Below are 13657 nucleotides of genomic sequence, written 5' to 3' on the forward strand. Positions count from 1 at the left end.
TTAAAATTTTTTTCCAGGTATTTTATATTTGCCATTATTTTTTTTTATTGTTTTTAAATCTTCGTTATCAATCAGAGTTGCTTGTTTTAAAATTGCAAATTTAATTTCAGTATTTATTGTATTTTCAATTTTGTTAATTTTACAATTATTTTTAGTGTCACAAATTTTTTTGTGAATTATAACATCTATCGCATCTGATCTTATTTCGTTGGTCAAAAACCTTATAGTAATTTTAATTTCTTCATTTGAATTATTATCACTAAACCAATCCGTTACAATTATACCACCAGCGTAATCAACATTATTTAATGGTGCAAAATCTAATTTTTCCAATGCTGCTCTCCACAATGGATTTGAAGATGCAAATTGAAAATCACCACCAGATTTTTTTCCTAAATTTCCTAATTTAAAGCCTCTGCCTTCTTCCATATTTTTTTTAATTCTTTCATTTGCATTTGTTGGAATTTTTCTTGCATCAGTTTTTCTATAAATTCCACAAGCGTTTAGCAAAATCAAAAGGGCCAAAAAAATACTTAATAAGCGTATTGTTTTAATTTTAAAAATATTAATCATTGATATAAATTTAATTCAGTTCTAATATCAGTTTTAACATAAATTGCTTAAAAAATAGACAAACGTAGCTTTTTAGTGATATTTTTACAACAGTTATGGTTAAAATTTGATAAAAAACACTTAAAATTGGAAATTATTGAGATTGAATGTAATTTCCAATCATTCATATATGAAAACAATAACAAAAGGAAAAAACATGAATAACTTTAAAAAAGTAGGTTTAACAGCTTTAGCTGGATCTCTTGCTGCTGTTTCAGCTCACGCTGCTGAAATGACTGTAAGTGGTGCAACTATGTTAACTTATACTTCAGAAGACTCTTCAGAAGTAACAGGAAACCCATTTGGTATGAAAACTAACTTGGGCTTTACAGCTTCAGGAGAAGTTAACGGATACACTGTATCTTACATGCAAACATCTATGGACCAATTTGCTGGTATGTCATCAGCTAGATTATCTGTTGATATGGGAGACATGGGAACAATAGCATTTGACCAAGGTTCTGGATCAGGTTTAGCTACAATCGATGATAAAACACCGACTGCTGCTGAAGAAATCTGGGATGGTCTAGCTGATTCTTCTACGAGTGGTAGAGTTGGTGCAGCTGGTAGTTCAGGTGTTTTCAATTACGTAAACACTTTTAGTGGTGTAACTTTTAATGGTGCTGCTAGAACTGGTTCAGGAACTAAGAACTCTGATGGATCTTCATCAGGTGCTGGTGGAAATGCATGGGATTTTGCATTAACTGCTTCTGGCGATACTATGGGCGTTGAAGGTTTAACTGCAGGCTTAGGTTATGGTCAAGCAGAAAACGGAAGTGCTACTTTAACTTCAGACAACGATGATCAACACATGACTGTTTTTGCTAACTACTCAATGGGAATGGTTACTGCTGGTGTTCAAATGTCTGGGATCAATAAAGGAGCTAAAGCTTCAACTGACCAAGAGTTCACTGCATGGGGAGTTGCGTTAAACGTAAACGAAAACCTTTCAGTATCTTATGGTGAAAGTGAAGTTGACTTCTTGAAACCAAGTGCAAAACACGTAACTGAAAGTAAAGAAGGTTTCGCTGTAGCTTACACTATGGGTTCTATGAAAATTGCTGGAAACAGAAATGAAGTATCTGGTGAAGCAGGAGTTACAGGAGCTTCTGATTCAATGACAGAAATCGCTCTTTCTTTTGCGTTCTAGTAAGACTTAAAATTATTAAAAAAGCCCCAATTTATTGGGGCTTTTTTTTTGAATGAAATTTAAATTAGTTTATTTAAATCTGACAAATATGGTGCAAATTTTTCAAAAGATTTTAAAGAACTTCGATATATAGGTTTTCTTGCCTGAGCTGTACTCATCGTTTTTATTGGGCTTTTATTTTTGTGAAAATCTAAACAATTTTCTTCCCAGTTCAAATCACAAAATCTGATAATTTTTTCAATTTCAGTCCTAGGTGAATCTATAATTTTTTCATATTTTGCTTCAAATATAAAGCCAGGAAGTTTAGTTAGCCAAAAACTCATTAGTTCTAGGTAAATATTATAATAAGTTACAAGTTCTTTCTGATTGTATCCAAAATCTAAGCCACCCTCAAAGAAGTTTTTATAAATTGAGAGACAATTATCTTTTGGATCTCTAGAACAGTGAATTATTTTTGCATGAGGAAAAAGGATTTTAATAATACCAATCCATCTAAAGTTCAAAGGTGCTTTGTCAGTAATAAAGGACTCTGTGGAATTAAATCTTTTAAGATAATTAAAATATTTTATTCTTAGTTGGTCAGCAAAAGAGTTATCTTCAAGTAGTTTTGATAAACCTTCTTCAGATAAAAAATCATTAATGATAAGTTCATTTTTTATAATTTTGGAAATCTGTGGAAGCTCTCCAGCACCAAAAACGTTAGAGTGTGAGCAAATTATCTGTTCTACTAACGAGGTGCCAGATCTTGGCATACCAAGAATAAATATTAATTGTTTTTCTTGTATATTCTCTTTTTTAATTTGTGAAAAATTTATTTTATCGAAAATTAATTTTGTTTTATCAAAAAACTTAATTTCTTTATTTATATCAAAATTTAGAGATTTTCTCCAAATTGAATTTGCTAGGTCAAAATTTTTGAAGGATTCTTCAATTAAATCCATATCTTCTTCGGCTTTTGAAATTGCAAACAAAAGGTTGGTTTTCTGAACAACATTCAATTCTAGATCTTGAAATTTTGCTTTCATTTCCTGGTAATGATTATTTTTATCTAAATATTTTTGTGATTGAGAAATCAACATATCTGCTTGTGTGAACTTAGGATCAAGTAAAAGTGTTTTTTTAGCAAAATCAATTGCTAAGTCAAATTTTCCTAAACCTTGATATGCAAGTGCTAAAGAATAATGAATTATTGGAACTTTATCATTAACATCGAGTGCTTTATTATATAAATTTATAGCAACATCAAAATCATTATTATCTCGCTTTAAATTACCATAATTAATATATGCATTTATATAATTTGGGTTTTTTTCTATTATTTTTTTAAACAACTTTTCTGCTAGTTCGGTTTCTCCAGTATTTTTATAAACATTTGCTAAGTTATTATTGATCGCAACATTTGTGGGATCCAGTTTGCTTCCTTTAATAAAAATTTCCTTAGCTAAATTTAAACTACCAATATTTTGATAGGCAGAACCGAGTATATTATATAAAATTAAGTAGTTAGGATATTTTCGAATAACCTTCTTAGATTTTATTATCAAATCATTAAATTTACGACTATTAAATAAATTTAATAAAATTTGAATCTCATTTTCTATTTTATTCATTTTTATATTTATAAATAATTATTATGTTTAAAGTAGGATATTCCAGCAAAACCATCAGCATTTACCATTTTTAGTTTTTTAATGTTTAGGCTGTTAATACCACCTAAGGCAATAACTTTCTGTTTTGTTTTTGATGCAAGTAGATTAAATTTTACAGGGTTTAAAAAATTTTTACTTTTTTTGATTAAAAATAAGGGTGATATAAAAATTAATTTTGCACCTTGTTGTTCTTTAATTCTCATTTCCCTTCTATTATGTGCAGAACCAATTATTGTAAAATTCTTATTAATACTTCCTATTCTAGTGTTTAGGCTTTTATTAAAAGAAGGTAGATAAACCCCATCAAGGTTAAGTTTTAATGCTAGTTTTAAATTATTAGATAAAAAAAATTTACGTCTCTGTTTTTTGCAAAATTTTTTAATAGTAATAATTAATTTTTCATTATATTTTTCTTCATAGTCTCTAAAAATTATTGAGACTTTATTATCTAATTTTCTGATATAACTTTCTTCAAAAGAATTTATAAAGTAAAAAATATTAGGTAATTGATTATGCATATAAATGTAGATAATTTAATTCAGATTGAGAAAGAAATACAATTAAATATTAGTAAATTTAATAAATGTATAATGAAACCAAAAATTATTGCTGTTACTAAAACACATCCAATGACGAGTATATTACCGTTACTAAATTATGGACACTTAGATTATGGAGAAAATAAAGTTCAAGAAGCCCTAGAAAAATGGATAGAAATTAAAAACAACAAAAATATTAATCTTCATCTAATCGGAAGACTTCAAACAAATAAAGTTAAATTTGCTCTAAAAATATTTGATTATATTCACTCATTAGACAATGAAAAATTAGCAACTAAAATTGCAGACGAACAAGCAAAACAAAGTAAAAAACCAAAAATATTTATACAAGTCAATATTGGAAATGAAGATCAAAAAACTGGAGTTAAAAAAGAAAGATTAGTTGAATTTTATAAATTTTGTAAAAATTTAAAATTAAATATTATTGGTACAATGTGCATTCCACCTAATAATGAAAATGCAGCAAATTATTTTTCAGAAATGAATATAATTAATCAAAAGTTAAATTTTAAAGAATTGAGCATGGGAATGTCAGCTGATTACATGGAGGCAATAAAAAATGATGCAACATATATTAGGGTAGGTTCCAAAATTTTTGGTAAAAGAGATTAGCCTATTTTTACTTTAGTCTTTTTTTTTATTAGTTTTAATAAAATTTCAAAATCTTTTTTTTTTAAAGCAATACATCCTGCTGTTGGTTTGTAGTTATTAGTTAAATGAATAAATATAGCACTCCCTTTATTTGAAATTTTTTTCTCATTATGGTTAATAGAAAGCACATAATCATACTTATGATCATCTCTATATAAACTTTCTTTGCTTCTTTTATTATAAATTTTAATTTCTTCATTATACCTTTTGTGGTGTGGATCATCACACCATGCCATATTTTTCTTAATAATTTTCTTCTTAATTTGACATCTTGGAATACCAACACGATCTTTTCTAAAGTATAATTTTTTTAAGCTGAATAATCCTTTAGGCGTCGAATAATCTCCCTCTTTTTTATCTGAATTTAAGCCATTTTTTCCAACACAGCATTTGAAGATAAAATCATCGATTATAAGGGTGTTTTTATTTTTTACATGAATTATCATAGTTAATATTAAATATGATTAGCCAAAATGTTTTTATTATAAATTTTAATTTACTATATGAAATCTTAGATGAGATTAAAGAAAATTTATCTTTTAAAATCATAAAATTTGAAAATGAGGATGATTTCATTAAGGATACTCATTTAGATATAACAAATTCTTTAATAATTTCCAAATTCAAAGAAAAACTAATAGTAAAAAAAAATATAACAGAGAGAAACCTGTTAAGTTTTAATAATTTCCACCCTCCTTTCTCTTTATATAAACTATTAGAATTAATAAATATTCGATTAATTAAGCTAAGATTTAACCACCAATCGAAAATTAATATAAAAGACTATGAGCTAAACCTAAATTCTAAATTTCTTTTTAAAGATGACTCAAGTTTAAAGTTAACTGAAAAAGAGATTGAAATTATTTTATATTTGAATGAATCAAAAACAAAACATGATGTATCTGATCTGCAAAAAAATATATGGGGCTATTCTTTAGATATGGAAACTCATACAGTTGAAACACATATTTATAGATTAAGAAAAAAAATAAGTAATAAATTTAATGATGAAAATTTTATATTAAGTCACCAAAATGGTTATTTTATACCTTAAAATAAGACTAATTTAGTCTAGCTCCAACTTTTTGAATTATTTTTGAAGACATTTCTGTTCCTTTTTCAAGACTCTCTTTTATTGAAAAATTATTAATAAAACCATGAAGAAAACCTGCCGCAAACAAATCCCCTGCTCCTGTTAAGTCTACAATCTTTAAATTTGATTTACATTCACACTCTAAAATATCATTATTTTCTATGGCAATACTTCCTTTTTCTCCACGAGTAATAACAAGAAGTTTTCCCAACTGTTTTCCAAATGTAACAACATCATTAAAATTATTTGTATTAATTAAAGACTTAATCTCTTGTTCATTGGCAAAAATAATATCAAGTTTATTTTTAACTAAATCTAAAAAATTATATTTATGTCTTTCTACACAAAATTGATCTGATAAAGACATTGCTTTTTTATTAGCAAGTGACATTGCTTTATCAAATGCAGATTTTGGTTCACCCTCATCCCACAAATAACCTTCCAAAAATATCATATCACTATTATTTATAACTTTTTCATCAATATCATTTTTATTAATTTTTCCTGCTATACCTAAAAAAGTTACCATTGTTCTTTCTGTATCAGGGGTAATTAATATTAAACATGTTCCAGTTGGTAAAAGCTCTTTTTTTTTTTGTAAAAGTACTGTACCTTCTCTTTAATTAAGCCTTTCTCATATTTTTTTCCTAGTTCATCAGAATTAATTTTACCAATAAAACCAACATCATTTCCTAATTGTGATAGTCCCACAATTGAGTTTGCTACAGATCCACCAGATACAGTTTCTTCAATTTTTAGTTTGGATAAAAGTTTTTTGAATTCATCTTCATCTACTAATTTCATGGTACTTTTTATTAACCCATTTTCTACCAAATATTGATCATCTACATTGCATATAACATCGACAATTGCATTACCTATTCCCAGTATTTTCATATTAAGCTTTTTTTATTTTAATGGGGTTTTTTCTATTAGGATAACAAGTCGTACAAATTATACAAGTCAAACCATAACACTCTCTTGCTTTACAAAATTCCCTTCCATAATAAATTATCTGCAAATGTAACTTGCTCCACGTTTTTTTAGGAAATAATTTTTTTAAATCGTTCTCAGTTTGAATAACATTTTTCCCATTCGTTAAGCCCCATCTTTGGGCTAGCCTATGAATATGGGTATCGACAGCAAAAGCTGGTATACCAAAACCTTGAGACATTACCACACTTGCTGTTTTATGGCCCACACCAGGCAGTTTTTCCAGCTCAACGAAGCTTTTAGGTACTTTTCCACCATGTCTCACTAAAAGTTGTTTAGACATCAAGTATATACTTTTTGCTTTAACCCGAAAGATACCTATGCTTTTGATTAATTTTTCAATTTTTTTTCTACCTAACTTTACAAAATGCTCAGGCTTATAATAGCTTGGATATATATTTTTAGTTACATTGTTAACATTTAGATCAGTACACTGTGCTGACAAAAGAACAGATGTTAAAAGGGTAAATTTATTTCTATGATCTAGAGGAATAGGGACTGATGGATAAATTTTATTTAAAATTTTAAGTATTTTTTTGGCTTTTGCTTTTTTTGGATTATTCAAAATTCAATAAGTCTCTCATTGAATAAAGTCCTGGTTTTTTATTTATAAGCCATTTTGCACCAGTTAAAGCACCATCTGAGTATAAGGATCTATCAAATGCCTCATGATTTAATTTTATTATTTCTTTACCGCTAGAGAATGTTATCTCATGCTCTCCAATAATTTCACCTTTTCTAATTGAGTTAAAATTAATTTTTTTCCCATACGGAAAAGATTTTTTATTTAAAAATTTCTTGCCAATCAAATTATAAAAATTTTTATTTTTTCCTTTAGCTATACCTTTTCCAAGCATTAAAGCAGTTCCAGATGGATAATCTTTTTTATGTTTGTGATGAACCTCAAATACTTTACTTAGATACTCTTCATTTAATGATTTTGAGGCTATTTCAGTTAAATATATTAATAAATTCACTCCTAAGCTCATATTACCAGCTTTTAATATAGGAATTTTTTTAGAAAAATTTTTAATTAAATCTTCTTCTTTTTTAGTAAAACCAGTTGTTCCAATAACTACTTTTTTTTTCAGTTTTAATGCAATTTTGAGAATTTCGAGAGTAGATTTTGGAACTGTAAAATCCACTATCACATCAGCTTTTTTTAAAGCTAGCTCAGTATTTAAACTAAGATTAATGCCAGCTATTTTCTTTTTGATGGGTTTGTTTTCCGTGAGTGTTACTAACCTAAAGTTTTTATTAGATATAGAAGACTTAATAAGTTGCTGACCCATTCTTCCAAAACATCCAGAAATTGCTAAGTTAATTTTTTTCATCTTTGAAAATATTAACCTTTTTTGGTTAATTAGTCTTTTAGTTTTTCCAAAAACTTTTGGCTTTTTGGAAGAATTTTTTAATACTTGGATTTGATTTTTCATTCTCAATTTCTCTAAATTTTTCAAGTAGTTCTTTTTGCTCTTTATTTAATGAAATTGGAATTTCAGTATTTACCTGAACATAAAGATCACCATTGCCACTACCACGCATGTAAGGCATTCCTTTACCTTTTAGTCTAAATTGTTTTCCATTTTGAGTTCCATCTGGTATTTTAATTTTTGCTTTTCCACCATCAATTGTTGGTATCTCAATTGTAGTACCTAGTGCAGCATCAGCGATAGAAATTGGAAATTCAAAAAATAGATTTTCGTCTGACCTTTTGAATAAATCATGAGAATGAACATTAATGAATAGGTATAAATCTCCACTAACTCCACCTTTAGTTCCAGCTTCACCTTTACCAGCTAGTCTTATTCTTGTTCCGTCATCAACACCTTTTGGTATGGTTACGGATATCTTTTTAGAAGCTTGTTTATTACCTTGGCCGTTGCAATCGGTACATGGATGGGTAATTTGTTCCCCAGTCCCTTGACATTGAGGACAGGTTTGTTGAACGGTAAAAAATCCCTGATTAGATCTTACTTTGCCATTCCCCCCACAAACTGTACATCTAACTAGAGAGTGGCCAGGTTGGGATCCATTTCCACTACAAGTAGTACACTTTTCTGTCGTTGAAAATTTTATATCCTGTTTTTTACCTTCATATGCTTCTTTAAGAGTAATTGATAAATCATATCTTAAATCAGAACCTCTGTTATTTGTGCTTCTTCCTCTTGACCTTCCACCACCACCAAAATCACCGAAAAAGTCCTCAAAAATATCTGAAAAATCAGCACCTCCAAAGCCACCACCACCTTGTCTTCCACCACCACCGCCCTCAAAAGCAGCATGACCGAAATTATCATAGTTTTGTTTCTTCTCTTGATCTGAAAGAATGCCATATGCCTCACCTGCTTCTTTGAATTTATCTTCAGAAGCTTTATTGCCAGGGTTTTTATCAGGATGATATTTTACTGCTAGTTTTCTATATGCAGATTTTAATTCTTGAGGGCTTGCATTTTTGCTAACACCTAAGACGTCATAAAAATCTCTTTTAGCCATAAGTTACTTTAAGATGATAGTTGTTTTAAGTCTTAAGCGCTTTTTTCTTTATCTTCTTCTTTTTTATCTTCTTTTACCTCTTCAAAGTCTGCATCAACTACATTGTCGTCTTTCTTTTTTTCATCATTTTTATCACCTTCTTTAGAAGCATCTTCTTTTTTTTCTTGAGATTTGTAAATAGCCTCGCCTAATTTCATAGAAGCTTGAACTAAACTTTCAGTTGTTTTTTTAATATTTTCAATATCAGTCCCTTTAATTGCTTCTTTTAGGGCTGATGAAGCATCTTCTATTGCTTTCTTGTCTGCATCAGAAACTTTAGCACCATGTTCTTTTAGATTTTTTTCTGTTGAATGAATTAAAGTATCAGCTTGATTTCTTGCATCTACTGACTCTCTTTTCTTTTTATCCTCATCTTTGTTTACTTCTGCATCTTTAACCATTTTTTCAATTTCTTCATCGCTTAAACCACCAGAAGCTTGAATCTGAATTTTTTGTTCTTTTCCAGTTCCCTTATCTTTTGCAGAAACACTAACAATACCATTTGCATCAATATCAAAGGTTACTTCAATTTGAGGTATTCCTCTTGCAGCTGGTGCAATACCAACTAATTCAAAATTTCCTAACATTTTATTGTCAGAAGCCATCTCTCTCTCACCCTGAAGAACTCTTATTGATACAGCTGGTTGATTATCATCTGCTGTAGAAAAAACTTGACTTTTTTTTGTGGGGATTGTTGTATTTTTTTCAATTAATTTTGTTGATACACCGCCCAATGTTTCGATACCAAGTGATAAAGGTGTTACATCTAAAAGTAGCACATCTTTAACATCTCCTTGAAGAACACCTGCTTGAATTGCAGCACCCATTGCAACAACTTCGTCTGGATTTACACTTTTATTTGGTTCTTTTCCAAAAAAACTTTTAACTTCTGTTAAAACTTTAGGCATTCTTGTCATACCACCAACCATTACAACTTCATCAATTTCATTTGCAGTCAGTCCTGCATCTTTAAGTGCAGTTTTGCATGGTGGCAAGGTTCTTGAAATTAAATCTTCAACCAAAGCTTCTAATTTTGCTCTAGTCATTTTTAAATTAATATGCTTTGGACCTGTTTTATCTGCAGTTATAAATGGTAAATTAACATCTGTTTGCTCAGCAGAAGAAAGTTCAATTTTTGCTTTTTCAGCAGCTTCTTTCAATCTCTGAAGAGCAAGTTTGTCTGTTCTTAAATCTATACCATTGTCTTTTTTAAATTCTCCTATTAAATAATCAACAATTGTATTGTCAAAATCTTCTCCACCTAAAAATGTATCTCCATTAGTAGACTTAACTTCAAATACACCATCACCCAATTCAAGAATAGATACATCAAAAGTTCCACCACCTAAATCGTATACAGCAATTTTTTTATTTTCTTTTTTCTTATCCAAACCATAGGCTAGAGAAGCTGCAGTTGGTTCATTTATAATTCTTAAAACTTCTAATCCAGCAATTTTACCAGCATCTTTTGTTGCCTGTCGTTGAGCATCATTAAAATAAGCAGGAACAGTTATTACCGCTTTAGTAACCTCTTGGCCTAAATATTTTTCAGCTGTTTCCTTCATCTTTATAAGAATAAACGCTGATATTTGAGAGGGAGAATATTTTTCGCCTTTTGCTTCGATCCAAGCATCACCTTTTTCTGAATTAACAATTTTAAAAGGAGCTGATGCAATATCTTTTTTTACAGTTGGGTCTTCAAAATTTCTTCCAATTAATCTTTTTACAGCAAATATAGTGTTTTCAGGATTGGTTACTGCTTGTCTCTTAGCGGGCTGTCCAACAAGTTTTTCACCATCATCAGTAAAAGCAACAACAGAAGGAGTTGTTCTTGCACCTTCCGCATTTTCTAAAACTTTGGGCTGACTACCTTCCATGATAGATACACATGAATTTGTTGTTCCTAAATCTATTCCTATAATTTTGCTCATAATTTTAAATCCTATCCTTCATATAAGTGTTAATTTTTAATCTACAAGTTCTGACAAATATTATAAATTACCCGAATTCTCTTTATTTTCCTCACTTTTTTCTTTTTTATTTTCAGTTTTCTTTGAAACACCGACTAAAGAAGGTCTAAGTAACCTATCTTTCATCATGAAGCCTTTTTGAATTTCTTGAATGATTGTGCCAGGTTCTTTTTGATCATCCTCAATTTCCATCATGGCTTGGTGAAAATTTGGATCAAGTTTTTTACCAATAGAATCAAAAGGAGTAATCCCATTTTTTGATAAAATAGAAACCATATCTTTATTTATAATATCAAAATGTTCCAAAGTTTTTTTTAAAGCCTCTGAATTTTTTAAGACTTCATCACTTGCTAGTATCTGTTTTGATCTTTCTAAATTGTCTATTAAGCTTAAGGTTTCTTTTGCAAAAGCAAAACCTCCATAATTAAAAGCATCTTCTCTTTCTTTTTCAAACCTTCTTCTCTGGTTTTCCATCTCGGCAAAAGCTCTAGCTAATTTATCTTCTAGTTCCAAAATTTTTTCCTCAGGAGTAACTTCTTCTGGTATTTCGTTACTTTCTGGAGCATCAGGTTGAGAACTATTATTTAAATCCTCAGTTTTAATCTCTTCAGTTTCGTTATTTTGAGTCTCAGAATTAGTGTTTTGATCTTTTTCCATTGAGACTTATATGGTATGAAATTTGTTAATTGCTAGATGTTAAAAAAAAAAATTACAAAAATATTAGTAGGTACAAATAATACTGGAAAATTGAAGGAAATTAGGGATTTATTACCTAAAAACCTAAAAATTTATTCTACATCTGACTTTAAAATTAAAAGTCCCATTGAAAATGGAAAAACTTTTGAAGAAAATTCATTAATTAAAGCTAGGTATTTTTCAAAAAAATCAAAAATGATTTGCTTATCAGACGATTCAGGGCTGGAGATTGATGTTTTAGAGGGAGCCCCAGGAATTTATTCAGCCAGATGGGGCGGAAAAAAAGGAGACTTTGTTAAAGCAACAAAAAAAGTTTTCAAAGAATTAAATAAAAAAGACAAAAATTGGAGAATAAAAAAAATTAAAGCTAGATTTATTTGCGCCTTAACTATTTATGGACCTAATCAAAAAACAATAAATTCTGTTGGCAAAATTGAGGGATACATTTCACCCTCTATAAAAGGAGAGAATGGATTTGGCTATGACCCTATTTTTATACCTAAAGGAAAACAAGTTACTTTTGGAGAAATGAAAGCATCTCAAAAATATAAGATAGATCACAGATTTAAAGCTTTTAAAAAAATTAAAAAATTTTTTTAAACTTATCATCTTCAACTTTGTAAAAATTGAGGATATGATTAATTTTATTGTTTTTTATTTCAAAAATTCCAACTTTTCCTTTGAATAAAGTTTTTTTAGTAAATATATTTTTGTCAATAATAGAATTGTTTTGAAGAATTAGATAATAAACCAGTCCAACCAAATCAAAACTTAAAAAAGATAATTGATTCGGATACTGATTAAATTTGTCAAAATATTCTGCTGAAAAATTTTCATAATTTTTTTTATTTATAGAAGGAAAATAAAGAGGTTGTGCACTAGCTTCTTCAAGTAGTGATTTATCAAACCATTGATTGAGAGTTATGAAATATTTTTTTTTAGGTGATATATCTGTATATAATAGAGAAGTTGTAACACTTTTTAAACTTTCATCAAAGTCTGCAATTATTATAGAATCAAAATTTACACTGCCAAGAGTATCTGCTTTCTTTAATTTTTCAATTAATAACTCTTTGTTACTTTGATCTGATTTTTCTAATCTGATTATCTCATCTTCAAGATTTTGCTTTCTTATATTGTAACGTGTAATTTTTTCAATTTGCTGGGTAAGTTTAGTAGGGTCAGTATTGTAAGTATAATTTTTTATTATTTTTATTTTAGAAAAGGAAATAGCTTTCTTAATTTCATTTTTATAATTTATATTTGGAGTTAAAAAAATAGTCTTTTTTATTTCGTTTAACTCCAGAAACTTTTTAATGGTGTTTAATTGTGAAGTAGCATTAATGCCAGCATTGATAATATTTTTTGAAAAATTATTATTTTTATTCGTCAGCGATAAAAAAGTTATATCAGATAATTCATCAAGATAAATTAAATTTTCATTAAAGACTGGACCAATAATTATTTTTATATTTAATTTTGCCAATTCTTTTGCTGCCACTAAGGTGCTCTTAGGATTTGATTGAGTATCTTTAGGAATAATCTCAATCGATACGTTATTTATTTTATTAATAGCCAGTCGAGTAGATTTAATTATAGATTTACCAATTTCAGAATCTTTACCCGTTAATGGAACAAGTAATCCAATCTTAATTTTTTCACTAGCAATGATTTTTGTTGCTGAAACTGAATAAGTTAAAGCTAAAAGTAATATAATTTTAATAATTTTCTTCATTTTAATGCTATTA

Annotated in this window: 14 protein-coding genes and 1 pseudogene; 4 read left to right on the plus strand and 11 right to left on the minus strand. The window is 28.6% G+C overall.

The window, feature by feature from the left end; genetic code table 11:
* Positions 1-573: a DUF3576 domain-containing protein gene (locus tag ABXT63_RS06980; RefSeq protein ID WP_415320840.1), complete on the minus strand. Its 573-nt coding sequence runs from the start codon at positions 571-573 to the stop codon at positions 1-3.
* A gap of 169 nt (positions 574-742) precedes the next feature.
* On the opposite strand from ABXT63_RS06980, the gene ABXT63_RS06985 reads away from it, so the two are divergent.
* Positions 743-1762, plus strand: a complete 1020-nt coding sequence (locus ABXT63_RS06985) for a hypothetical protein (protein WP_415320841.1) — start codon at positions 743-745, stop codon at positions 1760-1762.
* Between the two features lie 59 nt (positions 1763-1821).
* Here ABXT63_RS06985 and ABXT63_RS06990 read toward each other — a convergent pair whose 3' ends face one another.
* Positions 1822-3372: a tetratricopeptide repeat-containing sulfotransferase family protein gene (locus ABXT63_RS06990; protein WP_415320842.1), complete on the minus strand. Its 1551-nt coding sequence runs from the start codon at positions 3370-3372 to the stop codon at positions 1822-1824.
* 8 nt (positions 3373-3380) lie between these two features.
* On the minus strand, positions 3381-3929 hold the full coding sequence (locus ABXT63_RS06995) for a thiamine phosphate synthase (RefSeq protein WP_415320843.1): 549 nt from the start codon (positions 3927-3929) through the stop codon (positions 3381-3383).
* Between ABXT63_RS06995 and ABXT63_RS07000 the strand changes: the two genes are divergently transcribed.
* Complete coding sequence (locus ABXT63_RS07000) at positions 3924-4583, plus strand: YggS family pyridoxal phosphate-dependent enzyme (protein WP_415320844.1); 660 nt, start codon at positions 3924-3926, stop codon at positions 4581-4583. The genes ABXT63_RS06995 and ABXT63_RS07000 overlap by 6 nt on opposite strands.
* Here the strand turns inward: ABXT63_RS07000 and ABXT63_RS07005 are convergent.
* Entirely contained in the window at positions 4580-5068 is a 489-nt protein-coding gene (locus ABXT63_RS07005) for a L,D-transpeptidase family protein (protein WP_415320845.1), read from the minus strand. The two genes, ABXT63_RS07000 and ABXT63_RS07005, sit on opposite strands and share 4 nt — an antisense overlap.
* A gap of 14 nt (positions 5069-5082) precedes the next feature.
* Between ABXT63_RS07005 and ABXT63_RS07010 the strand changes: the two genes are divergently transcribed.
* Positions 5083-5676, plus strand: coding sequence for a winged helix-turn-helix domain-containing protein (locus ABXT63_RS07010; protein ID WP_415320846.1), 594 nt, complete (start codon positions 5083-5085; stop codon positions 5674-5676).
* Positions 5677-5683: 7 nt separating this feature from the next.
* On the opposite strand, the pseudogene ABXT63_RS07015 reads toward ABXT63_RS07010, so the two are convergent.
* The 6 genes and pseudogenes from ABXT63_RS07015 to ABXT63_RS07040 all read right to left on the minus strand — a co-directional run bounded on the left by ABXT63_RS07015 (position 5684) and on the right by ABXT63_RS07040 (position 11870).
* Positions 5684-6612, minus strand: a pseudogene (locus ABXT63_RS07015) (adenosine kinase).
* A gap of 1 nt (position 6613) precedes the next feature.
* Positions 6614-7273, minus strand: a complete 660-nt coding sequence (gene nth / locus ABXT63_RS07020) for an endonuclease III (RefSeq protein ID WP_415320847.1) — start codon at positions 7271-7273, stop codon at positions 6614-6616.
* The gene (gene dapB, locus ABXT63_RS07025) at positions 7266-8042 is read right to left on the minus strand and encodes a 4-hydroxy-tetrahydrodipicolinate reductase (RefSeq protein WP_415321976.1); all 777 of its coding nucleotides are present in this window, start codon (positions 8040-8042) and stop codon (positions 7266-7268) included. The genes nth and dapB overlap by 8 nt, the downstream gene beginning before the upstream one ends.
* 37 nt (positions 8043-8079) lie before the next feature.
* Entirely contained in the window at positions 8080-9204 is a 1125-nt protein-coding gene (gene dnaJ, locus ABXT63_RS07030; protein WP_415320848.1) for a molecular chaperone DnaJ, read from the minus strand.
* 32 nt (positions 9205-9236) lie between these two features.
* Positions 9237-11174: a molecular chaperone DnaK gene (gene dnaK / locus ABXT63_RS07035; protein ID WP_415320849.1), complete on the minus strand. Its 1938-nt coding sequence runs from the start codon at positions 11172-11174 to the stop codon at positions 9237-9239.
* 60 nt (positions 11175-11234) lie between these two features.
* Positions 11235-11870, minus strand: coding sequence for a nucleotide exchange factor GrpE (locus ABXT63_RS07040; protein ID WP_415320850.1), 636 nt, complete (start codon positions 11868-11870; stop codon positions 11235-11237).
* A 36-nt stretch (positions 11871-11906) separates the two neighbouring features.
* Between ABXT63_RS07040 and rdgB the strand changes: the two genes are divergently transcribed.
* On the plus strand, positions 11907-12509 hold the full coding sequence (gene rdgB / locus ABXT63_RS07045; RefSeq protein ID WP_415320851.1) for an RdgB/HAM1 family non-canonical purine NTP pyrophosphatase: 603 nt from the start codon (positions 11907-11909) through the stop codon (positions 12507-12509).
* Here rdgB and ABXT63_RS07050 read toward each other — a convergent pair.
* Positions 12493-13644, minus strand: a complete 1152-nt coding sequence (locus ABXT63_RS07050) for an ABC transporter substrate-binding protein (protein WP_415320852.1) — start codon at positions 13642-13644, stop codon at positions 12493-12495. The genes rdgB and ABXT63_RS07050 overlap by 17 nt on opposite strands.
* Positions 13645-13657 lie beyond the last annotated feature (13 nt).

The sequence above is a fragment of the Candidatus Pelagibacter sp. Uisw_092 genome (assembly GCF_047729545.1).
Classification (GTDB): Bacteria; Pseudomonadota; Alphaproteobacteria; order Pelagibacterales; family Pelagibacteraceae; genus Pelagibacter.